This is a genomic window from Chloracidobacterium sp. (genome assembly GCA_016711345.1).
Lineage (GTDB): Bacteria > Acidobacteriota > Blastocatellia > Pyrinomonadales > Pyrinomonadaceae > OLB17.
Genome location: JADJTD010000001.1, coordinates 2,654,599 through 2,679,250 on the forward strand (window position 1 = coordinate 2,654,599; position 24,652 = coordinate 2,679,250).

Here is a 24,652-nt window from a genome sequence, read left to right on the forward strand (position 1 = left end):
AACAGACTCGGATGTAAGGAAAAGGTGAAACTCCCTTCGAGGCCGCAAAGGTATGTTTTACAGGCCTATTCTGCTAAAATGCTAGCTTGTTTGATTAAAATTTAGATATTATGTTTAGCGATAATTTCAGACGCGGAGAAGGAAAAACGAAAGGTATGGCCGGATCGAAGGCCGTTTCTAAGATGGCTGATATCGGTTGGAAGGCTTTTCAGGCGGTAAATAAGGCCATTCCGGAAAGCGAGTCGATACAACCGGGCTGGGCCGCTGAGCCTTTGCTGAAATCGTACGAGCGTACCGCTCCGCCACTTGGGTTTCCGCGTGAGACGGACTCGCTTTGTCCGGCATGCGTCAAATCTGTTCGCAATGGCGTGATCTCAGGCGACATTCCGCTTGAGATATTGATGAATTCGCATCCCGGCGAGATCAAGGCTCAGATCGTCGAGGAAAACGGCCAGGTTGTGATGAAGAAAACCTGCCCGACGCATGGCGAGTTTGTCGATGTGATGGCAACCGATCCTGCGTTTCTCGAACGTATCGAATCGCTCTTTTACGGCCGAGATTTTAAGGCTGCTGAAGACAAGCACGTTCATCATCACGGCACGAGCGACATCAAATTTGGGCGCGGTGCGGTTCTTACTGTCGATCTCACAAACCGCTGCAACATGATGTGCAATCCGTGCTTTATGGATGCTAATCAGGTCGGCTACGTTCACGAGCCGACGTTTGAGGATACAAAAGCAATCCTAGATCGGGCGGTATCGTTCAAACCAAAACGTCAGATCATCATTCTGTTCTCGGGCGGCGAACCGACGCTTTCGCCTTACTTTTTAGACGCGGTCGCCTACGCTAAAAAGGTCGGTTTTTATCGAATCTTAGCCGCGACTAACGGTATCCGTTACGCCGAGGACATCGAGTTTTGCAAGGCAGCGAAAGAAGCCGGACAACATGGCGTTTACCTTCAGTTTGACGGAACAAACGAAGAAGATAACAAACATCGCGGTGTCGGAAATCTCTTTGATGTAAAGCTCAAGGCAATCGAGAATCTCGCTTCAGTCGGCATCAAGGTCACGCTCGTGACGACGATCGTTAATTCGTGGAACAACAACGGCATCGGCTCGATCGTAAAATTCGCTGCTGAGAATATCGACAAAGTTCAGACCATTGCGTTTCAGCCTGTGAGTTTTACCGGACGCGACGAAGATGTTTCTGACAAAGACCGCTCAGAACAGCGCTACACGCTTGCCGGAATGACGCACGATCTTAAAAACCAGCTCGACGGTACGCTTGAGCCGCTGCGTGATTGGTTTCCGTTGAGTTCTTATTCGGCATTTACTTCCGTGATGGACATGCTGCAAGGGGCCGATGCACCTTGGGGTTGGTCGTCGTGCAACTGCCATCCAAACTGCGGTATTTTCACGCTTATCGTCGTTAACAACAAGACGAACGAGATGCGTTCGCTTTTCGAGTTCTTTAACTACGAGCAGTTTATGAAGGACGTCGCGACGATCACCGACACTGCACGCGGCAAAAAACTCACGATGGCTCAACTCGGTATGGCAATCATGCGTAACTATGACGCATCGCGTGCGCCCGAAGGTTTTCCGATCTCGCAGATCGTCAATCTCTTCAAACCGAGTTCCACGACGTCTAACAGCGACCGCAATGACCGTATGCAGGTCGAGCGTGCGGCTGATGACGTTTGGCGTGTGCTCTGTGTCGAAGGGATGTGGTTTCAGGACCTTTTCAACTACGATTTCCGCCGTACCGAGATGTGCGTCATTCCTTACGGCACTCAGGAAGGTGAAATTTCATTTTGCGCATACAATACCGGCGTCGGATGGCGGCAGATCATTGAGGAAATGCACAAAACTGCGTCGCTCTCGGAATGGTACAAAGAGCATGGCCGCCACGATGTCTATGCCAAAGGCCACGAAGTGCCGAATATTGGAAAGACACGTTCGCTTTCGCTGCCAGTGATCGCGAAGGTTTTAGAACAGGATTTAGACAAAGCGTCAGTCTCGCCGTATCTGGTCGAGGAAGAAGAAGTTGTTGGCGTTTAGCCTGCCAGCAAATATTGCATAAAGAATGTCGAATATCGGATAGCATTTATTCAATATTCGACATTCTTTATTCAGTCATTGGTTATGAACAGCCTTGTATTTTCAAATATGCTTCACCGTCCTGCCCGGACAGTTGTAAGCATCGTCGGCATCGGTATCGGCATTTTGCTGATCGTTTTCACGATTGGCCTGGCCGATGGAACGATGCGTGAACGCGCTCAACGTGAATCGAATGTCGGTGCTGAGATAATGTTTCGCGCATCGGGTAGCATCGGGTTGAGCGGATCGGATGCTCTGCGGCTTCCGGCATCGATGGCGAGTGAAATCGAAAAAATAGATGGCGTTGCTGCTGTCGTGCCTGTCGCACAGAACAGCGTTGCGGCCACCGATGCTGCTACTGGCAGCCGCCTGATCGATGGTGTGCCTTATGACAAGTATGCTGCAACTGCGGGACTACAGATCGTGCAGGGAAGAAAGTTTACTGACGGCCGCGACGAGATCATGACCGACACGGCATGGCTCGCGAGACGAAAAGCAAAGATCGGCGATAAATTCAGTCTATATGAACGCGATTTTGAGATCGTAGGCACATATGAACCTAGTGCCGGCGCACGTATTAAAATTCCGTTGGCGACAATGCAGGCACAGCTTGGTGCTGATGACAAAGTTTCGGCGTTTCTTGTAAAGATCAAAGATGGTTTCACGCCGGCCGTTGTGGGAGATAGTCTGAATGCGAAATTTCCGGACAGCCAGATCATTCTCACCAGCGAACTCGAAGAGCTTTATATGCAGGGCATTCCCGCGTTGAACGTCTTTCTTGATGTAGTCGTCGGTGTTGCGGGCGTGATCAGCGCGTTGATAATTTTACTGACGATGTACACGACCGTCACCGAACGAACGCGTCAGATCGGCGTGCTGAAATCGCTCGGTATGTCGAAAACGAGCATTGCCGCGACGATCGTAAAAGAAGCGCTTCTCATCAGTTTGGGCGGAATTCTTTTTGGTGTGCTGGCGACTGTCGGCCTCAAGTACATACTAGCAAAATGGACTACGCTCACTGTGGCGATCGAACCGCAGATTATCTTGACTATCGTGATCGTTGGATTATTCAGCAGTATCATTGGAGCACTGTATCCCGGCCTCAAGGCTGCAAGGCTCGATGCTGTCGAGGCTTTGAATTACGACTAAATTATTGATTTGCTATTGCCTTAACTACGGCCAGTGAATTTTCGTTCAGTTGATAGATGCGTGCCGACATTACACCACCGGCCTTTATATCAGCCGACGAGGCAGTTTGTTTTTCGAGGTAGTCTTCGTAAGCGGTGTTACTAAAATAACGACGCCCTTTGGTTAGAACGATGAAGTCACCATTCCTCAGGGCGGCCACTTCGCTTTTTTCGGAAAGGGAAACAAAGTGCAGATCTCTGCGGTTGATCTTGCCCGCATAATATTCAAACAGCGTCGGCGTCTCACAGGCAATGATCGCTCCGCTTTCCGCGAGGGGTGCGATAGCCGTTACGACGTCATGGGTGCTTGTATCGTAAAATTCGTCGTGAGGAAAATACGATCCCGCCGCCGCCATGCCGCCGCCGAGTGGGTTTGTAAATAGTCGAAAGTGAGGCGTGACAGATAGTGAGGCGAACAGCGGTCCTGCAAGCAACGCGGCGAACAAGATTATTTGGCAAACTGCGGCAGATGTTATCGATAATTTACCTGAAAGCCAGTTAACTCCAAAATAGAATCCGACAGCCGCAGAGATGAGTATCAGTGGCTCGGCAAATGTGAAATAGCGCGTAAATTTGCCGCCGAGAAAAGTAAAAGGCATGAACCACAGAAAGGCCCACATCAAAAGATAAAAACGGCCGTCACCGAGGTTGCGTTTGAACATCAATGGCAAGCCGATGAAAAATAGTGCCAGCGTAGTCAATGAGGTTTTTACTGCGATGAAAACATAATAAAACGTCCAAGGAACACCATTCAGCCAGTCGGTGACCTTGTGCGGATAGAGCACACCGATAAATTCATAACTGTCATGGCCTATCCGTTTTTCGCTGGAGAACTTTAGCATTTCATGCCATGTGTCGGGCAACAGGATCGTTGGATTTAATAGCAAGAAAACGACGCCCATGATGGCGAAAAATAAGATCCAGCGAAGATTCCCAATGTCCCACTTCTTATTTGGCAGTCTCAAGAAAGTATTATAGTAGCCACCAATGATCGAGAGGAAAAATGGATAATATTTTGAAGCCATTAGAGCCCCAAAACCTGCAGCCGAACCCCAAACATAGCGAATCCAATTTGGGTGTCCTTGTTCGGCCTTGGTCTGGCTTTTTACGAAGAAAAGACTCGTCACAAGAAAGAAGAACAGAACGAGACTGTCTTCTTTTGCGATTCGGTCAAAACCTATCGCCATCGGCTCAACGGACCAGAGAGCTGCGGTTGTCAAACCGATGCTGCGTCCAAACAATTCGGAGACGAACAAAAAAAGCAGAAGTGCAGTGAAGGTTCCAAAAAGAGCAACCGGAAAACGCAGAGCCGCTTCCTCCGGAATATGAAGATGCGGTGATGCAATTGAGTTGTTGAGCTTTTCTGCTGAAGCTATACTTATTGTTTGGAGGCCTTTCATCAGGAAAGGATGCTCGCCGTTTTTTCCAGATAATCCGTTCGTCCGATACTCTTCGACGGTTTGAAGTTTGTTAAATTCGTCCTCGCTGAGACTTTCAACGCCCAGATCGTGTATGCGAAGGGTAAAGCCGATTAGTAGAAAAACGCACAGGATAATTACCGCCGTAATTTGATTCCGTGCGAAATACAAGTGATCGGAGAACTTTTCAGGATGTATTCCGGCGGTCGTTGGAGTAAGGATCTGGACTGGCAATTTCTTATTATTCTCCAAGAGTCATTGTTAGCGGCTAAATGTAAGCAAATCGCGGCTAAGAAGTATTCCAGAACTAACTTTGAAGAGTATCTGATTGCCAAATGCTATGTCAAAATAATTCAAATCGTTTTCTTAAAATGTTATGATTGTGCTTCGGCCACAAGAAAAGAGGCGTAAGGGGATGGCGTTTGGTATTACGTTTGTTAACAGCAACATTGTTGGGAATTTGGCTCTTGCTTGTTTTCTTAAGTAAAGGCGGATTTATTCATCTTTTTCTGCTAAGTGCGATCGGCATAGCTTTTGTGGATGCAGTAGGAATGTATCGCAGTCGAATTACGGCTTAATGCACTAAATTACTGTAAAACGCAATGGATTTGTTCTGCATCATATTTGCTTACAGTTGATTTTGATTGTTTCTGGTTAACTTCGACGTTAATAGTCTGTTTTGTTTCTGATAGTTGAGTTTTAATCGTTCTGGTGCCTATGGATCTATTCAGAGACCCTCTTAGGAAAAAGAAATTATGTTCTAAGGCAACATTTTATTTGTGCTGCCTTTTCTTTGTTACGAATCAGGTAAGTGCTCAAACCTCAAACGCGGCCGGAACCGAAACGATTGATAACGAGGTTAAGGAAGTTGAGGGTGAGTCTGCTGACCAAGGTTCGACCTTTTGGGTCGAGAAAGTGAGGGTTGATGGCGGAGCGGAGATCTTGACCATCTTTGCCCGGTCCGGAAATGCGAAAGCCTCTGCAAATAATAAAGATGCTGAAATACCGCTAGTCAGTGTTCTTCGCGACTCACTAGGCGACCAAAAACCGGAAAATGACCAGCTTCGATACGTCTGGATGCTGACCCACACGAGGCCTTCGCGGAATCAGAAAGTTGCGGCTTTTGTGCCGTTTCTCTATTCCAGAACCACAAACAAAAAAAGCTCGGGTACAGATCCGCCGCCGCCCATCATAGATTTGAAATCTTCGGAGAAAGGTCCTTGGAGCAAGGCCTTTCGCTTTATCTTTAAGAAGGTTATTCTCAATGAATTTGGTGTCGGCGTTAAGTCGTCGGTTCTTCAGTACAAGCAGAATAAAGCTGATTACCGGAACACCGCTATCGAGCGGGCTCTGACTGTTCTGTCGTTGTATCAAAGCCAATCGGCTGCAAGTGAACGGCTGTTGGATGAGAATGAATTAAAGGATATTCAGGCTCGATTATGGCTTACAAGCAAGTCACTTGGATGGCATATGCAGAGTGAGAATCTTACACGGGTCTTTGACAAAGAGCTTGCCAAAACCCGCGATATACGAAATCAAAATTGGGAATTGCTGCGTCAATATTCTGAAGAACAGGGTTTATATTTTGATCCATTGGAAATGTCCGACGGAAGTGTACGACATGCTTTGGTATGGACATCAGCGGCGGATATCGAAAGCAACAAGGACAAAAAATTTGATTCCCGCTTCCTGAATATTAAAAATCCATGGAAAGATACCGACCTTGCGAACTGGAAAGGCTACTCGCAAGTACGCTGGTTTGATGAGAACAGCCGGCAAGTTTCACCGGACACGCCACAGGCAAAACCCAGAACGCTCATACCGCTGGCTCTTTACGGGTTGGATTTTCCTAAAATACCAACACTGCTAGTTGATTTTCGCAATAATAACAATGTGAAGCGACGTGAGATGTCCAAACGGATTCTGAATGATATTACCAATAACGTTCTGTCAATCGGACAGTTCAGCAATTTGCCCTATTTTTTAGGAAAGTTCAGTTATGATTACATTACTGGCAAACGCGGAATGGACGTCAATCAGACTTCTCGCCTGAGATCGTATTCGCAGTTAAAGCTGCTGCTGACACTCGACTCCGAGTTAAGTAAGGACGTTAGGGATGAAATCGCGAACAGATTGGAAAATGCGACACTAAATCCGTTGGAAAATGACGTAGATGTCGAAGCAAAATTAGCTAGGGACCAGTACGAGAACCTGTTGGCGTATGCAAAACGTTCCGACGGTTTGCCTAAACAGATCGACAAGGACCGACGCGAAGAGATGGTGAAGCTTATGCATAGTGGCAAGCAACGGTTCCTTTATTCGGCAGCAAATTTCTTTTCATTTGGTCTCTACACAAAACGCGAAAAGTCGACTCCTGAATTGATTGCGCGAATGGACACGCGACGGCAGTTGGATAGGCACGAACGTTACTTGCGCGAGGTTGCACACAACTCCGCGAAACCGGAGATTGACAGCGATGTTGAGACATTAAAGCGTTCCTTACAATTCATTTCCGATAATGGAGCCGCCGCCAAAGCGAAAACAACCCGTGCTCTCGCAAAAATCTTCAAGAGCACCGAAGATGAAGACATGCGTCGCATGTGTGTGACCGGCCTTTACCGCATCAATAATTCCGAGGCAAAAAAACAGCTTCTAGCCATCTACGGCAATTCTAACATCACAGAAGGCTGGCGCAGTTTGTGTGCTCATTATTTGAAATTAGCTTTGGAAGAAGGTCAGCAGATTTCGACACGCGACGCACGAACGATCGCGGCAATCGCTGCAAACTAACAACAAACTCATTATAATGTCTCTTCGATCTATAGCATTTCGATCCGTGCTGGTGTTGGCATCTGTTGCGAGCATAGCCGGATCGGTGTTTTCGCAGGGCGTTAAGCGCGTAGTTTTGGTAAAAGTCGATGGACTACCCGGTTACTACGTCGATCGTTATGTGAATCAACGTGATCCGGAAACTGGCAAGTCGATGCTTCCGTGGTTCGAGGAAGTCTTTTACAAAAACGGCACGCGTCTCGCAAATTTTTACACACGTGGAATGAGTCTTTCGGGACCCTCGTGGGGCCAACTCGATACAGGACAGCATTTGCAAATCAAAGGCAATGTCGAGTACGACCGGTTCACTTTGCATCCGTACGATTATCTCAATTTTTTTCCATATTACCGTGATTACGGTTTGAGCAAGAGAGTGGACATGCCAGCTGTAGAGGTGATGGATCAGTTAAAGATACCGTTATTGTCAGACGCTTTTCCTTTTGAAAAGAAATACACCAGTCCGCAGCTGTATCAGCGCGGGAATGACTGGGCATTGATTGCCGGCGGTTTTTTAAAGCTGTATCCCGGCGATCCGGGTGATTTTATTGATGAATGGTCGATGGGATTAAATTTTCGAGGCATTCTTTCCGATCAGGGTTTGCGAAACATAACGGGAAAATTGGCCAAACGTCCGGAGATCGACTATTTCGACTATTACGACACATCATTTGACCACATCTCACACCATAACAATGACGATGCCTCGCGGCTCGTAGTTCTCAAGGAAATGGATCGTGTCATAGGGAAGATCTGGTTAGCTATTCAGTCGTCACCGCGTGGTGAAGAAACTGCATTGATCCTGCTCTCAGACCATGGATTCAATGCGAAGGAAAAAGTGAACAGTCAGGGGTTCAATCTGGTAAAACTTCTGACCAGTGCTGAGGGCGGCGGCCATCATGTAGTTACAAAGCGCCGACTTATGCTGAATTATTCAGTGAAGGGTCTTTATCCGCTAACTCCACTAATCAGGACAGTTGCCGCCGAATCGTATTATCTAAAAGGGCAAAGCCAGCAGTATCCGACCGCGTTGCTCGATTTTGACGGAAACGAGCGATCGTCGATACACTTGCGTAACAATGACTTAAATATGCTCCACATTCTGTTGCAGCAGCTTCAGTCGAACAAGCTTTCTCCCGAATTAAGGGCTGCTGCGACTGAGGCTATATTTAAGATCATTGGCGAACATTCTGCGACCTGGCGAACAGCCGCAGACGAGATGGATGAAGAACTTGATGCCTTGCACCGATGGATCGAAGCCCAGCAAAAGATCATTCCAACGCTTGTGATGAAGACCAGCAAAATGCTGCCGGATCGAGGCCTAACTGAAAAGAACCGCAGGATTGCCGCCCAGACAGCCATCGCGATCACTGCCGAATCAGACTATCGTAAATATCTAATTTCGCTGCGCAAACTGTTAAGCCTGAAACGCGAAACATTCAATCCTCACTATATCAAGATCGAAGATCTGATCGCTCCAGGAGCAATGGGCGATGCGAACGACATCTATCAATTACAAAACTATGTTGTAGGACTTTCAGCTGTGGGTCTGTCACTTGATTCCTCACGACAACTTGATCTTGACAAGAGTTTTACTCGGGTGAATTATTTCGAACTTCTCCACAGCCAAAAGGTTATTAACAATGTGCAGCGTGAAGTCGCTAATCGGCCGATAGATTTTGTGGCTATTCGAGTGCCGCTAGATGCCGTTTCCGCCTCTCTTCCTGATGGAACGAATGTGAATGAAGATCCTATCTGGCTTGTTGGTGAAAATGAAAAGCAGGCTCTGATCCTTTCGCGTGGTGATGCGGACGGCGAACAAAGTTATCGCTATCTTCCAGTAGGTGGTCTGCGTCAGGACGCTTTTGGAACAGTTACATTTCAGATCAAGGATTGGGCCGACGGGTTTCCATTGAAATTCTTTGAGGACAAGAATCTTGCGGTTTCCGACCGGAAAGCCTGGCTGAGTAATTGGCATTCAGAGATCGAATGGATGCGGACGACTCATAAGACTACTTACTCAAATGCGATCATTGGGTTGAATGATCAGGTTGACCGCCATCCGCTTTCTAACGACGACAGTACGTTGTCGGCTGACGAGAAACTTATCTCGCGTTTTCGTCAACGTCAGCGCCGCCTGACCGAAGCGGACATGCTTATTCTAGCCAACAATCATTGGAATTTTGACGTTCGCGGATTCAATCCGGGCGGCAATCATGGGTCATTATTCCGCGTTTCGACGAATTCTACTCTTATGTTTGCGGGTGGTGAAAAAACAGGTATCCCGCGAGGCCTGACTGTTGAAGAACCATATGACGGCATGAGTTTTGCTCCTACCCTGCTGCGTTTGATGGGAAAGATCGATGACGAGAACCGACCGAAATCTGAGCTTAAAGAGCTCGGCTTTCGAAAGTTTCCCGGCCGTGTCGTGCGCGAGGTGACCGGGAAATAATCAATCTGACTTCTTTGATAGACGGTTCATACCGCCTGCTGCACCACGCCAGAACAAAATAATAACACCGATAAGATTTCCGCAGAGGCTCGTTCCACGGCGAACGAGAGCAAGCGCAACGCCGACGCCCGGAGTTGCTCCGTATCCGAGGGTTTTAAGTATAAGTTCGTTGCCGCCCTCGTAAACGCCAACGTTTGCGGGAATAAATCCGTAAGTCAAATTGACGATCTTGGTCAGGGATTCGATGATGAAAGCTTTAGTAAAAGTCGGCTCATACCCGAGAAACGTCATCGCAAAATAGACCTCAGTGATACTTACCAACTGCACACAGAGCGAGATGCCAAAGACAAGAAAGAAGTCTGCGGGACGGTTATGGTAAAACTGAAACACGTTGTTCTCAACGTTGAGGATGCCCTCGCGCTTTTTGACCAGAAATTTTGGGGCAAGGCTGCGTTTGGACAAAAAGTCGATTGTGTGAGTAAGCGGAGTGATCTTGAAGAGTATCGCTAGAGCAAAGATCGTGAATGTTACTACCATAGCGATCACGATGGCCAGCAATATCCTGCTCATCGTTGTCCCGCTGCTGCCATAATTTAATACGAGGAGCACGACGCCGCTAAGAACAAGGACGATTACTGATGTGTAATACAGAATGTTGTCGAGGATGACCGCCGAAGCTCCGTGCGTAACAGGCAGGTGCTTTTTCATTAGCATCACCTTTGTGGCGTCGCCCAAAAATGGCCCAGTAAATGCTGAGAACAGAGTAACCGCTTCTCCGCCAAATCTGGCGGCGACAGCAGAGCGGTATTTGAAAGTGCGACGCTCCGGGGCAACCGCTCTGTACATGCTCGCCGCCCGCATAAGGTGCCGGATCATATTCAGCGACACTAGGAGTAAGAATCCTGAACCTACATCCAGCAGAGCTTCTGAAATAGTACCTCGATTGCTGTAAACCAATACAATCACGACCGCCAAACCAGCCAAAAAAGCGGCAATGTGAAGCAGAAGAAAGATCGGCCGATAGGTACCTTTTTGTTTTGCCTCAGACTCAATAACGGACGAATCTGGATCTGCAATAACAGGTTGCATACAATACTGAAAAGCCGTACAGACGGTTCATTTTAAGTATATCTAGTTTTGAAAGGTAAACATAATGAGCGGTTTTGGGTGATAAACTAACGACCACGCAGTGTGTACGAGGGGATTCTGAGGGTGATGCAGTACACTTTCACGGGAAAATGCTGGGCTCAATCACTGATCCAAAAAAGCCGAAGAGGCCGTCATATCAGACTTGCCAGGTTAGACAGATCGCCTAGAACATCCGACGATAGATGCACTCTCAGGGCACGTCGGCTGCGGTCCAGTAAAACCTGAAAATCACCCCGTGCCTGTGCCGATTTTACGACACCGAAAGTAAATTTCTGATTCGGAACCCCCAGATCAAAAGCATCATCCGAAGTGATCTGTAGGAAAACGCCATTGTTTGCCCCACCTTTGTAAGCTTGTCCGGTTGAATGCAGGAAACGCGGGCCAAAACCGAGACAGGTCGCCGCATCTGTGCGCTTCAGGACACTTTCGCGAATCGCATCAAGCAATTTCCCGTTCTCGTCGTTCATTTGGATATAAGCGAGTAACCCGAAATAATCGGTTTCGACAATACTTGCAATGTGGGCGCCGAGATAGGCTTTTAGTGATTTTTCGTTTGTTGAAGCGGATAGCTTTGCTGCGTACTCGTCACTTGTAAATAACGAAATGCCATTTTCCTCGAAGAACGGATGTTCGTCAGGGAGCGAACCCTCCCTTTCATATTCGTCGGTTATCTTTCGTGCTTCGATTTTTGCCGCTTCGACATCAGGTTGGTTGAAGGGATTTATTCTCATTATCGAACCTGCAACAGCGGTTGCAAATTCCCAGCGGAAAAATTCCTGTCCGAGGTCGTCAATCGACTCAAGCTCGATCTTTACTGCCGGATGTCCGGCAGCCGTTACCGAATTAAAATCAGCATCAAAATTATCACCGCGTTTCACATTCAGAAATACAAAAACGCGGTCGTTTGAATATGTATCGATAGATTGAAGCGGTTCGCGGTCAACCGGAATTATCGCTACACCTTTTTTGCCGGTGGATTCGGCGATCAATTGTTCGAGCCAGGCGCCGAGATCGTGAATTTCGGGCGAAGTGAAGATAGTCAACTTGTCGCGGCGAGCGCTGTGACAGACGCCGAGTATCGCTCCGAGCAGTGCTCCGGGGTTTTCATTTAGGTCGGCATTTTTACAAGCCTCAACCATTTCATTTGCTGTTTGAAGAAATTGCTCTACATCAAGTCCCATCGATGCCGCAGCCGTCATGCCAAATGCTGACAGAGCCGAAAATCGTCCGCCGATCTCAGGCTTGCCGTAAAAGATATGGCGAAACTCATCGCCCTTTGCGATTTCTTCCATCTTCGATCCGGGATCGGTGATAGCTACAAACTGTCGTCCGGCTTTCTCACGTCCAACACTTTCAGCAACCTTTTCATAGAAGTATTGCTTGAAACAATTTGGCTCAAGCGTCGAGCCCGACTTGCTGGCGACGATGAAGAGCGTTTTTTCGAGATCGATCTTGTCCTCGACCGCTTTAACCTGAGCGGGAACTGTGGAATCCAGAATGTGAAAATTCGCTTTGCCGAAGGTCATTGCGAGAACTTCAGGGCAAAGCGATGATCCGCCCATTCCGAGCAACAGCACATCGGTAAATCCTGCGGTGGAAATATCTTGATAGTAATCGCGATACTTATCGACATTTGCCAATTCTTCACCGACGATATCGAGCCAGCCGAGCCATTTGGCTTCGTCGTCGTTGGTCCAAATAGTTGCGTCTTTTGCCCAGAATTTTTCTATCTTGTTATTGGTTTGCCAATTTTCGATCTCATTGCGAAAGTTGGTCTCTAAGTTTGCGGGAAGGCTATATTTACAAGTGTTCAGCATAGCTCAATATTGGTCAAATTCAGATCGGCTGTCAAATTATTCTAATGAAGTAACATCCGGCCGAAGCATTAGTCGATAAGCATCCCTTTTGACTTCCTCGACAGTTGGGCGGACAATGAGGTTTGATCATTTGATAACGAAAGCGTTTGAGGTTGTCGTCATGTTAAGACGGCTAAATAGGGTAAGCGGGTGAGATTCCCGCACGATCGCGTCACCGTAATAGCGATTTTTGATTTTTGAATTTTGATTTTGGATTGAAGAACAAATCCAAAATCCAAAATTCACAATCCAAAATCGATGAAGTCGGGCCGCCTGCCTCAAGAACAACAGCCATGATAGATGTTTCGCGTCAAAACATCGCAGGCAAACACGGTAATTTTTGCAACAACGCCTTGTTTTTCTGGTCGATGAATGTCGACGACGGAAAAGCAAGGCGTTTTTTGTTAAAGGATAAAGGCGAAAGGATAAAGGAAAAAGTGGGGCGAAAGAAGAGGTTTATTTTCTTGTTGCTGGCGTTGCTTGCGGCTTGCGGTGGTGTCAAGAACGACAGCGCGACAAGTTCGTCCGTTTCGCAGGTGCCAATGCGGGTGGTGACGGACGATCTTGGACGAACGGTAACTGTGCCGGTCAAGATCACGCGTGCGGTCAGTCTGGCTCCGAGTTTGACTGAGAATATTTTTGCCGTTGGAGCAGGCGACCGGCTTGTCGGCGTAACGACGTTTTGTAATTATCCCGAAGCCGCAAAATCGATAGCAAAGATCGGCGACACGATGAATCCAAATATGGAGTCGATCGTCGCACTAAAGCCCGATGTTGTATTTGTCTCGACGGCCTCGCAGATAGAGGCATTTACTAAAACGCTTGAGGCAAATGGGATTGCAGTATATGTGACGAATCCTAAAGATCTCGAAGGTTTATTTGAGAACCTAACGAATTTGGGGCGGCTGTTCGGAACTGAAAGTGCAGCGGACATTTTGGTGACGCAATTACGAGATCGGAGTAACAAGTGTTTTATACCGGTCAGAGCGCCGCAACGAGTCTTTGTTCAGATATCAAAAGAGCCTTTGTTTACTATAGGTCGAGGGGCATTCGTGACCGAACTCGTAAAAACTGCCGGTGGTATCTCGGTGACGGCAGATGTCGAGTCTGCCTATCCAAAAATAAGCAAAGAGACGGCTTCTGCATTAGATCCAGAGGTCATCATCCTCTCAGAATCGGATGATAACAAAGAACCGAACGAAGTATTTAATAATTCACCCGCGGTAAAAAAAGGACGCGTATTTAAGATTAACGCCGATCTCTTGTCTAGGCCGGGGCCGAGGTTGGTGGATGCGTTGGATCAGATAGCAAAGGATCTGCATCCGGAGAAATTCAAATAGTGGCTTTAACGCAGAGATCGCAGAGGACGCAGAGAAACCGGGCCGTTTGGCTTGGCGGGGCACTGCTTTTGCTTCTTGTCGTTGTACTGCTTGGGGCCGCGATGCTTGGTGCGGAGAGGCTGCCGATCCTTGATCTGTCGGAACAGCAGTGGTCGATACTCTATGACATCCGCGTGCCGCGCATTTTGCTTGGGGCGTGTGTAGGTGCAAGTCTTGCGGTTGCCGGTGCGGGGCTTCAGTCATTGCTGCGAAATCCGCTTGCCGAACCGTATTTGCTTGGTGTGTCGAATGGTGCAGCTCTTGGGACGATGGTCGCGTTTGTTTTTTTTCAAAGTCTTGAGATCACACGTCCTTTGTTGGCGTTTGCCGGTGCGGGGCTTGCGACAATCGCTGTTTACCGAATGGTCAAAAACCGGACGGGAATGAATGTCGAGCGGCTTGTTTTATCCGGCGTGATCGTGACGACGTTTCTTTCTTCGGTGATCGTGATGTTGACGACGCTGCTTGATGCGGCAAAGCTAAGGAGCTTTACGTTTTGGTTGCTCGGCGATCTGTCTCAGGCGACGCGGAATGGTGTTTATCTGAGCCTCGGCGCGGTCGTTATAGGAACGATTATTTTAATGTCACAGGCGCGGGCATTGAACCTGATGATGGTCGGCGAACGCGATGCTTTCGATTTTGGAGTCGAAGTCGGGCGTGTGCGCATGATGGTTTTTGGAGCGTCGAGTTTGGTTGTCGGAGCGGCGGTCGCGGCAAGCGGTTCGGTCGGGTATGTCGGATTGATCGTGCCGCACCTTGTTCGGCTAACGGTCGGCAGCGATAACCGTTTAGTCGTGCCATTTTCGGCAATTGCCGGCGCAATATTTGTCGTGTTTGCCGACACAATTGCGCGGACGGCGATCGCTCCGAGAGAGTTGCCGGTCGGAGCTGTCACAGCCCTGATCGGAGCACCGATGTTTATTTATCTTTTGAGGAGAAATTAAAGAACCCACGCCGTCGAAGCTCCCACTACCTTATCTTCGACGGTTGAGGAATTTTAGAATGCTTAAGGTCAGAAATATCTCTGTGAGCTATGACGAACGCGCTGTTTTGAGTGACGTTTCGTTTGAACTTTGCGATGGTAAGATCATCGTTTTGCTCGGCTCAAACGGCGCTGGCAAAACGACGCTGATAGGCTCTCTGAACGGAACATTGCCGATATCGTCGGGTGATATCAGTCTTGACAGCCGAACGCTAGCCGAGATGTCGCGGCGTGAGATAGCTGCAAACGTTGCAGTTGTCGCGCAGGAAAATGAGACACGGTTTCCAGTCACGGTTTTGGAGTTTGTGTTGTCGGGAAGATTTGTTCACGGCAATGCGTTTGGATGGGAAAGCGATGAGGATGTTGATCTCGCTCGAAAGGCTCTAGTCGATTGCGATCTGGCCGATTACGAGACTCGTTTGATGAATCATCTCTCAGGCGGCGAGCGTCAGCGTGTCGTTTTGGCAAGAGCGATAGCCACGAATGCACGAATATTATTGTTAGACGAACCAACGGCGAATCTTGATCTTGCACATCAGGCGATGATGTTCAGGCTCGTACGTGAGCGATGCCGACAAAGCAATTATTCGGCGATAGTCATAACACACGATCTCAATCTGGCGTCGGAATTTGCCGATGAGATCATTATGCTTAAGGATGGACTCATTGCTGCAAAGGGAACGCCTGCACAGGTTTTGACGGCGGAAAATATTGAAAATGTTTTTGCAGTAAGAGTTTTGCTGGATACAAATCCGGCGAGTGGTAACGTTCGTGTGACGAATGTTTTTTAGGTTAAGAGTTACGCCTTCAGGCGTGAGTTTTTCACGCGTGAACGCGTAATTCTTACATTATTGACAAGCGATGCAAAGGAAGTTTGGTGAATAAGCCAACGCTGCCCACGCAACCGTGAATGTTCAGAGTTACGCATTCAGGCGTGATCACGCCTAAAGGCGTAACTCTGAGCGAAGTCGGGAACTTTGCTTGTTTGTCTGGGATTAGAACCATTCTGCGATGGGCAGAAAAGGAGAGACAGATGAAGGTTTTTAGGTTAATTGTTCTATTTTTGTTGTTGGTTGGCGCGATATGTGCACAGACTTCAATAGTTTCAGGTGTATTGATGGTCGATGGGGAATCGGTTGCAAACCGAACGATCAAACTCGTGTCGACAACCGAGTTATTTGAAACCAAAACAGACGCGTATGGACGATACAGCTTCGGCAGCATTGCCGATGGTCGGTACTTACTGGTTTACAATAATAAACAGGCGAGTGTAAATGTTGCGGGCGGGCAAGTCTCGATCGCAAATTTGACGGAGGTAGTTCAGATAGCCGCCGGAACGACACAGACTATCGAGCAAGTATCAAAAACGATCGATGTGATCGATGCCCAACAAATGCGCGATCGTGCTGATTTTTCATTAACGGAAAGCCTGAGAACAATTCCTGGATTCCGTGTGCAGCAGTTCGGGGGATTCGGACGTGTGGCGACGATCAAGACGAGAGGTTTAAGAAATCAGGATACAGCGATACTGATCGACGGTGTCCGGTTTCGCGATCCAACTGCGATAACGGGGGATGCTTCAGCGTTCTTAAGCGACCTCACATTGACGAGCGTGGATAAGATCGAAGTATTGCGCGGCTCTGGTTCCTCGCTTTACGGTACGAATGCGATAGGCGGAACGGTGGATTTTCGAACGCCGTCAGCCAGAAGAGGAACACATGGGCAGATCGGCGGAGCGTTTGGCGGGCTTGGGTTCAGGCGTTTTCGAGGGAACATTTCCCACGGAACAAAGAACGACAAATTTGGCATCACCGCAGGCATTTCGCGAACAGGATACACAAAAGGCATTGACGGTGATGACAATGCGAACAACACTAATTTCCAAACACGAGTCGATGCCAATCCGTTTTCCAAAACAAGTATTTCAGGACGCATTTTTGTTTCGGATGCGGATGTGCGGTTGAATTCAGATCCTGATACAGCGGGCACGCTGCCGGCGTCGAACACAACTATCATAAAAAACGCGATTCCGAATGTCTCTTTTGTTCCCGATATCAATGATCCTGACAAACTTCAACATTCAAATTTCTTTAGCGGACAGTTTGTCGTCAATCAGATCGTAAATAGCCAGCTATTAATCAGCGGTTATTATCAGGGATTAAAAACAAAACGAACAAACGACAATGGGCCGCTTGGAATCGGTTTTCAGAGCGCTTCGACCAGTATTTATGACGGCACGATCCAAACCGGTAACGTTCATCTCAATTGGACGCCGAACAGGATCAATAACATTGTCATCGGATACGAATTCGAAAGCGAGCGATTTGGTAATGACGGACGAACTCCGAGCGGAACGGGCAATTTCTTTACTCGTGCAGGACAAAAAAGCAACACGTTTTATGTGCAGGACCTGATAAGTTTGCTTGATGGCAATTTACAATTTGCGGGTGGTGCTCGTGTTCAGCGATACAGCCTTGACCGTCCGGAATTTAGTTTACTGAATGCTCCTTACAGTAATTTGACGCTGAAAGATCCGCCGACAGCATACACGTTTGACGGAGCGGCTTCGTACTTTATTCAGCGATCAGGAACAAAGCTGCGAACACACGTCGGCAACGGCTATCGTGTGCCATCATTGTATGAGCGATTTGGATCGTTCTATACAACTTTCGGTACGCCAAGCTTTATCGCCATCGGTGATCCGTTTTTAAAACCTGAAAAAACCATCGCGTTTGATGCAGGCGCCGAGCAGAATCTTGCAAATGATCGAGTGCGGTTATCGGCAACATACTTTTGGACACGACTGAATGACATTATTAACTACGCCGATATTGCGCCGGATATCGGCTCGACACCGAGGCCGTTTGGCGGTTACGAAAACCAGCGAGGCGGAAACTCAAAGGGCGGCGAATTTAGTATAAAAGCTAAGGCAACAAACTCAACCGACATCTTTGCGTCATACACCTTTACAGACAGCGTCCAGCGAATACCGCAAGCCTCTGGAACCGGCATCCCGAAGACGCTCGGCGTGCCAGATGATCAATTTACGTTGGTAGCGACGCAGCGGTTCAAACGTTTCTGGGTCAATTTTGATTTTCTTGCCACCAGCGTCTATCTGGCTCCGATCTTTGACACGAACAGCTTTACATTTCAGACGTACATTTATCGCTTTGAAGGCAACCGAAAAGGCGATCTGACGGCGGGCTACACATTTGGATTTAAGAAAGAAAAAATGACCCTGCGATTGTTTGGTACTATCGAGAATATTTTCGATCAGGAGTATTACGAGAACGGTTTCCGCACAGCCGGAGCAACGGGCAGAGTCGGGTTGAGCTTTGGATTTTAATTTCTTACAGTTGTGAAACATATGAAATTATTAGGAAGTCTATGTGTTTCACAAGTAAAATTTTTTGCAATTCACGGCATATTGTGTTAGGGTTAATTCTGTTTGAAAAATGCTGTATTAAACGAAAATTTTGGCACTGATCAGGACAAACGCTATAAAGGAAATGAATACAATGGTTTACGTGTCCGCGAACCGTTTCATGGTATGAAATAGTAGTAAGGTTTACTACCGCGGTAGGAAGAAGTAGTATTTGTTCCAGCGTTGATATGCAGGGCTGCCGTGATAAAATCGAGCTATCCGAGGTGGGAATATGAGAAATCAGATCTTCATTTTGTTGGGCTTTATTTTTGCGTTGTCAGTGTCGGCTGCGGCGCAGGCCAGATCAGTAACAAATACTTCTCTTGAAGCTTATAAGCAGGAAAGGCTGAAGAACGAAAAAGAATATCGCGAAAACTACGAACAGCTTGGTTTACCATCGCCGGAGGAACTTGAACGACGCAATGAGCGGTCAGCAGTGGAGTTGGCAGAGCTTTCGAACAAGCTGCGTAGCGAATGGCTTGAGAGCCAACGCATCGCGTTACAACGTGCTGCTGCATCGCGTAAGGTTTCAACTCATTTGCCCTTGATTTTCGGCGTTAATGACAATGTGATCTACAGTTACTATTCGCGAAACAGAGGTAATCATTGGACGCCTCGCCGACATCAATACGTGCAGCCGGGTTATTTTGCCGGCGGACAGTTTTGGCCGACCGGTTCCAGAACGCCGTCGCGTCCTATGTTCGCGCCTACACGTCACTAACATTATTTTTTATGAAAGCAGGTTGGGAAGCAGTTATTGGAATGGAGATACATGCGCAGCTGGCAACGGCTACGAAGATCTTTTGCTCTTGCGCAGTTGAGACGGGCGGCGAGCCAAATTCGAACACTTGTCCGACGTGTCTTGGATTGCCTGGGGCTTTGCCGGTTTTGAATAAGCGGGTTGTCGATCTCGGTGCGCGTGCGGCGTTGGCTTTGGGATTGGAAATACAAGAAACGTCAATTTTTGCACGAAAGAATTACTTTTATCCGGATCTGCCCAAGGGCTATCAGATCTCTCAATACGATAAACCGTTTTCAGCAAACGGCCAGTTAACGATCCTCACAGCCGAGCGCGACGATCACGGCCACGCGATGGAATGGAAACCGATGACGATACACATTCAGCGCATGCATCTCGAAGAAGACGCCGGCAAGAATGTTCACGAAGGTTTGCCGGAGGTTGATAAATATTCCTACGTCGATCTCAATCGTGCAGGGACACCGCTTGGTGAGATCGTGACTTCGCCGGATTTTCGTACTTCGTGGCAGGCATATGATTATGTCAATCACGTTCGCCGCGTGCTGCAATGGGTCGGAGCGAGCGACGCCGATATGGAAAAAGGCAACCTTCGCTGCGAGGCGAACGTTTCGGTCCGAAAAGTCGGCGAAACTACATTTAACAACAAGGTCGAGTTGAAGAATCTCAACTCCGTCCGCTTTATGCAAAAGGCGATCGAATTTGAGATCGATCGTCAGATCACCGCTCACGAAGCCGGTGAGGCTGTTAATCAGGAATCGCGTTTGTGGGATGAGAAAAATAATCGAACGCGATTTATGCGCTCGAAAGAAGACGCTCACGATTACCGCTATTTCCCTGAACCCGATCTGCAGCCGCTTGTCGTAACTGCCGATTTTATCGAAACTGTAAAATCTCAGATGCCTGAATTGCCGGACACTATGCGCGACCGGTTCATCGAGACTTACGGTCTTGGTTTCGCGGATGCGTCGCAACTCGTCGCCGACATCGATCTGGCCGAGTACTTTGAAAAAACTGCCCGAATTACGGTAAATCCAAAGCTCTCAGCCAATTGGATACTTGGCGAATTGACCCGTGAGTTGAACAATTCCGGTAAAACCGCTGGCGAAAGTCTTTTGACCGCAGAGGATCTCGCTGAACTGATCAAGGCGGTTGAATCAGGCTCGATCAATAATAATCAAGCGAAAGAGGTCTTGGTCGAGATGTTTGTGACAGGCAAAACTGCTCCCGATGTCATCAAAGAGAAGGGCTTTGAACAGGTTTCAGACACGGGAGCCATCGAAAAGATGGTTGACGAAGTGATCGCCGCGAATCAGGCAAACGTCGATGCCTATCGCGGCGGCAACGATAAACTGTTTGGATTTTTTGTCGGCCAGGTGATGAAAGCATCGCACGGAAAAGCAAATCCTAAAATTGTGAACGATATTCTTAAAGAAAAATTATGAGTAGCGCGGGAAAAACAGTTCTAATAACAGGCGGAACGAAAGGCATCGGTTTTGCGATTGCCGAAAGGCTTGCCCTTGAGGGTGCAAAAGTATTTATTTGTTCGCGAACGCGTGCCGACCTGGAGCTTGCCATTGAAGAATTATCAAAGCTTGGCGAGGTTGCGGGCAAGCTCTGCGATGTTCGGGCTGAAGAACAAGTTAAAGCCGTTCTTGAAAGTTGTGAAAAGCGATTTGGCGGCGTTGATATTTTGGTCAATAACGCCGGAATGGGCTTTTTTGACAAGACCGTTGAGGAACTGTCTGCTGATGAATTCCGGCAAACACTTGAGACGAATCTTTTCGGCGTTTTTTATGCGTGTCATCATGCCATCCCAAGGATTAGAAAACGCGGCGGCGGTTATATTTTTAATATTTCGTCACTAGCGGGGCAGAATCCACATCCAAGAATGGCGGCTTATAATGCTTCAAAATTCGGGCTCAACGGCTTTACGGAGGCTTTGATGCAGGAAGTACGACACGACAATATTAAGGTCAGCTATATTTGCCCCGGCAGCGTTAATACATATTTTGGCGGCGACACACCGACGGACGAAAAAGCGTGGCAGCTTCAACCGGAAGACATTGCACAAGTTGTATTGGACCTGCTCGCTATGAACGAACGTGCATTGCCGAGCAAGATCGAGATCCGTCCGAGCAGGCCGCCGAAAAAGTAAGCGTCAAACTTTCGGACATCCGCAATGCTGCTCGATAATTTTAATCAATGTCTTGGCCTGAAAAGGCTTCGTGATGAAATCGGCGGCGCCGAGATCAAGAGCTTTTTCACGATGTGCTTGACCGGATCGAGACGTTACCATCACAACCGGAATTTCGCATAACTCGACATCATTTTTTAACAGCTCAAGCAATTCATAGCCATCAAGATTTGGCATTTCGAGATCGGTGAGGATCATGTCGGGCCGGTTTTCCGGAACACCAAGTATTTCGGCAGCATTAATGCCGTCAATTGCAGTTGTGCAATTCCAGCCCTCATCTTCGACCATGCGCTTTATCATCTGCCGCACACTTGAGCTGTCATCTACGACCAGTATGTTCAGTTCCTTTGTTTGAGAGGTTGGTTGCGGCAATGAGCTTTGATGAACTAACTGGCCTTCGTTTTCATTTGCAGCTTCTGGAACAAGAGGGATTTTTATAGTGAACGTTGTTCCTTTCTGAGACTCACTTGCGATAGAGATCGATCCGCCAATGCTGCCGATGCTTTCGCGCACGATGCTCATTCCTACCCCTCGTCCCGCATTCATACTAAGTTTGTCAGCGGTCGTGAGACCTCTTAAGAATACGAGATCGAGTGCCTCAGGGTCGGTTAAAGAATTGGCTGCCGCCGCATCAATTACTCCTGATGAGACGGCGTTTTCACGCAGTTTTGCTAGAGAAATTCCACGCCCATCGTCTTCTACGGAAATAACAACTTTGTCTTGTTCGCTCTCAACACTGATCCGTATCTGTCCTTTCTCCGGTTTACCGATCAGACGTCGACGCTCTGGCGGTTCGATACCGTGTACAACTGCGTTTCTAAGCAAATGCAGCAACGGTTCGACCAAGGAATCAAGTATCTGGGTATCGACTTCGCTATTTTCATTCTCTATGGTCAACGCAGCTCTTTTATCCTCTTCCTGGCAAGTGACATGCACGGCACGATTCAGCCGAGTGGTCAGCATCCCAAATCGAACCATTCTTATCTGCAGTAGTTTTTCTTGAAGCTCACTCGTTAATTGACGCTGTGTCTCAAATAATAGTGCAGCACTGTCAAACGAATTTTCGCCGGCATTTTTACTAAGTTCTCCTAGGGTATGAGCGAGAGCAGAACGATTTACCGCAAGATTACGAGTTAGATTTAACAGCTCATCAAGTTTGTCGAGGGCCACACGAACTATCGGTGCAGGCGGCGGCTTGACCGTGTTGGCTGTTGATTCGTGAAATGCGGAATTAACGGGCGGCGGTAAACCATAGGTTTCAACGGCGACTCTATCTAAAGGCTCGGCCGAATTCTCTGAGACCACACGATCAAAATCATCATATATAGCATCGAGCGTCTTTGAATGCTCTTTCCTGCCGCAGCCAAGTGTCATGTCGTTAAGATAGCCTGTCGAAGCGTTAAGTAGATCGATAACGGATACCGTGGCTGACTGCTGGCGCTCGGCTAATTGGTCCAAAAGATCTTCGACGCGATGAGCAAGTTCCGAAGCTTCCTTCAGGCCGATAACGCCCGCAGCGCCTTTGAATGTATGTGCACATCTGCGAATGTTCCAAAGAGCGTCAAGATCGTCGGGCTTAGCGTTCAAGACTTGAAGGTTTATTGAGATATTTTCGAGAAGCTCGGATGCTTCAGATCGAAAGATGTCCATCGTTTCCTCATCGATCTCGAAGTTTTCGTCTGTTTGCAATGGTTCCACCAGCGGTTCATCGGCGCTGCTATTCATCAACTTGTCAAAGGATTCGTCAAGGAAACCTGAAATGCTAAAGTTGAGATCGTCATCTTCCAGCGGATAGCTCAAAAGCTCAGCCTCCATCTTTGCTATGAGGTCGAGTACACGTTGAGAACTTTGTTCAGCTAAGGAGATTTCTCCATCTGGAATCGAGGTTAAAATTTGTTCGCATTCAGCCGAAAGCGCGGCGATGCCATCTAGTCCGGCGGCACCCGCTCTCATTTTGAGAGATCTCAGGCCGTCGGCAGGCATGTCAAGATCGTTTGTCGAACGCCGATCCTGAAGAAATATTAATAGTCCGCTTCGAATTGCCGCAAGATCCGTCTCGGCACTTGTACGAAAAGAGCGTGACGTGCCGGGATCGACCGACGAAGGCAGTTTTAGTACGGAATCGATTTGTTGCAACGGTCTATAGCTCCGCGACAGTGTTGTCAGCGACGAGGTGAGTTTCCAAAGCCTTCATCAAGGCGTCAGGGCCGAACGGCTTTGTAACGTAGCCGTTAGCTCCCGCCATTTTGCCTCGCACCTTATCGAAGAAACCGTCTTTTCCTGAGATCATGACGACCGGCAGATTTTTGGCGGCCGGATTGGAACGGATCTCTTTACAAACTTCGTAACCGTCTTTACGCGGCATAGTAATATCGAGAAAGACCATATCCGGCAAGGTTTCGGCCATCTTTGAAAGGGCATCGACACCGTCAACGGCGCAAACGACATTATGTCCCGATTTTTCAAGTTTGCTCATCAAGAGTTTACGAACCGTCGCACTGTCATCAACAACCAGAATTGTCTTTCCCTTGGGCTTGCTTTCAGCGATCTCGCTTTGCCTGTTTATTTCGTCAAGCCTTATTGCGATAGTGTTTAGTTGTGCCGCAAGAATGACGTTATTTGGGTCGCGTCTCAAAAGTTGGTGAAGATATTTTTGTCCTGCATCAAAATTACGCAGATTAAGATGTCCAATGCCAAGCGCGGAAAGTTCCTTATCGTTGAGATCATCGAGGTTCCATTCTGTTTCCATTTCGGAAACAGCATTCTGAACAGGAGCTCTACTAATTTCGGGATTACAGAGAAGTGTTTCGATGTCGGAAAGCGATACTACAGCGCGGCACGATCGACATTGAATAGCATTAGCATCATTGTCTTCATCGCAGAATGGACACGACGTCCAATCGGATTCCTTTACATGAATTGGTTG

General features: G+C 47.9%; 16 protein-coding genes and 2 riboswitches. Of the genes, 11 read left to right on the forward strand and 5 right to left on the reverse strand.

Annotated elements, in window-relative coordinates:
• Positions 1-110: 110 nt before the first annotated feature.
• Together IPL32_11060 and IPL32_11065 are read left to right on the forward strand one after the other, a co-directional pair.
• Positions 111-2,060 carry a radical SAM protein gene (locus IPL32_11060; GenBank protein ID MBK8466359.1) on the forward strand — a complete coding sequence of 650 codons (1,950 nt, stop codon included), beginning with the start codon at positions 111-113 and terminating at the stop codon, positions 2,058-2,060.
• An 84-nt stretch (positions 2,061-2,144) separates the two neighbouring features.
• Positions 2,145-3,248: an ABC transporter permease gene (locus tag IPL32_11065; protein MBK8466360.1), complete on the forward strand. Its 1,104-nt coding sequence runs from the start codon at positions 2,145-2,147 to the stop codon at positions 3,246-3,248.
• A 1-nt stretch (position 3,249) separates the two neighbouring features.
• On the opposite strand, the gene IPL32_11070 is transcribed toward IPL32_11065, so the two are convergent.
• Positions 3,250-4,938, reverse strand: a complete 1,689-nt coding sequence (locus tag IPL32_11070) for a glycosyltransferase family 39 protein (GenBank protein MBK8466361.1) — start codon at positions 4,936-4,938, stop codon at positions 3,250-3,252.
• Between the two features lie 543 nt (positions 4,939-5,481).
• Here IPL32_11070 and IPL32_11075 point away from each other — a divergent pair.
• Both IPL32_11075 and IPL32_11080 read left to right on the forward strand, forming a co-directional pair.
• Entirely contained in the window at positions 5,482-7,494 is a 2,013-nt protein-coding gene (locus IPL32_11075) for a hypothetical protein (protein MBK8466362.1), read from the forward strand.
• A gap of 16 nt (positions 7,495-7,510) precedes the next feature.
• Complete coding sequence (locus IPL32_11080; GenBank protein MBK8466363.1) at positions 7,511-9,982, forward strand: alkaline phosphatase family protein; 2,472 nt, start codon at positions 7,511-7,513, stop codon at positions 9,980-9,982.
• On the opposite strand, the gene IPL32_11085 is transcribed toward IPL32_11080, so the two are convergent.
• Positions 9,983-11,071 (reverse strand): flippase-like domain-containing protein, encoded by a 1,089-nt coding sequence (locus IPL32_11085; protein MBK8466364.1) that lies wholly within the window; start codon positions 11,069-11,071, stop codon positions 9,983-9,985.
• 191 nt (positions 11,072-11,262) lie between these two features.
• On the reverse strand, positions 11,263-12,948 hold the full coding sequence (locus IPL32_11090; protein ID MBK8466365.1) for a bifunctional transaldolase/phosoglucose isomerase: 1,686 nt from the start codon (positions 12,946-12,948) through the stop codon (positions 11,263-11,265).
• A gap of 132 nt (positions 12,949-13,080) precedes the next feature.
• A riboswitch (cobalamin riboswitch) is annotated at positions 13,081-13,283 on the forward strand.
• Here IPL32_11090 and IPL32_11095 point away from each other — a divergent pair.
• The 7 genes from IPL32_11095 to IPL32_11125 all read left to right on the forward strand — a co-directional run bounded on the left by IPL32_11095 (position 13,281) and on the right by IPL32_11125 (position 21,687).
• A complete protein-coding gene (locus IPL32_11095; protein ID MBK8466366.1) occupies positions 13,281-14,327 on the forward strand; it encodes a cobalamin-binding protein in 1,047 nt (348 codons plus the stop codon). (Overlaps the previous riboswitch by 3 nt.)
• Complete coding sequence (locus tag IPL32_11100) at positions 14,327-15,310, forward strand: iron ABC transporter permease (protein ID MBK8466367.1); 984 nt, start codon at positions 14,327-14,329, stop codon at positions 15,308-15,310. The genes IPL32_11095 and IPL32_11100 overlap by 1 nt, the downstream gene beginning before the upstream one ends.
• Positions 15,311-15,368: 58 nt before the next feature.
• Positions 15,369-16,139: an ABC transporter ATP-binding protein gene (locus IPL32_11105; protein ID MBK8466368.1), complete on the forward strand. Its 771-nt coding sequence runs from the start codon at positions 15,369-15,371 to the stop codon at positions 16,137-16,139.
• A 48-nt stretch (positions 16,140-16,187) separates the two neighbouring features.
• Positions 16,188-16,348, forward strand: a riboswitch (cobalamin riboswitch).
• Positions 16,349-16,381: 33 nt separating this feature from the next.
• Positions 16,382-18,694, forward strand: a complete 2,313-nt coding sequence (locus IPL32_11110; GenBank protein MBK8466369.1) for a TonB-dependent receptor — start codon at positions 16,382-16,384, stop codon at positions 18,692-18,694.
• A 310-nt stretch (positions 18,695-19,004) separates the two neighbouring features.
• Positions 19,005-19,493 carry a hypothetical protein gene (locus tag IPL32_11115; protein ID MBK8466370.1) on the forward strand — a complete coding sequence of 163 codons (489 nt, stop codon included), beginning with the start codon at positions 19,005-19,007 and terminating at the stop codon, positions 19,491-19,493.
• An 11-nt stretch (positions 19,494-19,504) separates the two neighbouring features.
• On the forward strand, positions 19,505-20,974 hold the full coding sequence (gatB, locus tag IPL32_11120) for an Asp-tRNA(Asn)/Glu-tRNA(Gln) amidotransferase subunit GatB (GenBank protein MBK8466371.1): 1,470 nt from the start codon (positions 19,505-19,507) through the stop codon (positions 20,972-20,974).
• Positions 20,971-21,687, forward strand: a complete 717-nt coding sequence (locus IPL32_11125) for an SDR family oxidoreductase (protein ID MBK8466372.1) — start codon at positions 20,971-20,973, stop codon at positions 21,685-21,687. The genes gatB and IPL32_11125 overlap by 4 nt, the downstream gene beginning before the upstream one ends.
• Positions 21,688-21,690: 3 nt before the next feature.
• On the opposite strand, the gene IPL32_11130 is transcribed toward IPL32_11125, so the two are convergent.
• Positions 21,691-23,862 (reverse strand): response regulator, encoded by a 2,172-nt coding sequence (locus IPL32_11130; protein MBK8466373.1) that lies wholly within the window; start codon positions 23,860-23,862, stop codon positions 21,691-21,693.
• A 4-nt stretch (positions 23,863-23,866) separates the two neighbouring features.
• Positions 23,867-24,475, reverse strand: a complete 609-nt coding sequence (locus tag IPL32_11135) for a response regulator (GenBank protein ID MBK8466374.1) — start codon at positions 24,473-24,475, stop codon at positions 23,867-23,869.
• Positions 24,476-24,652 lie beyond the last annotated feature (177 nt).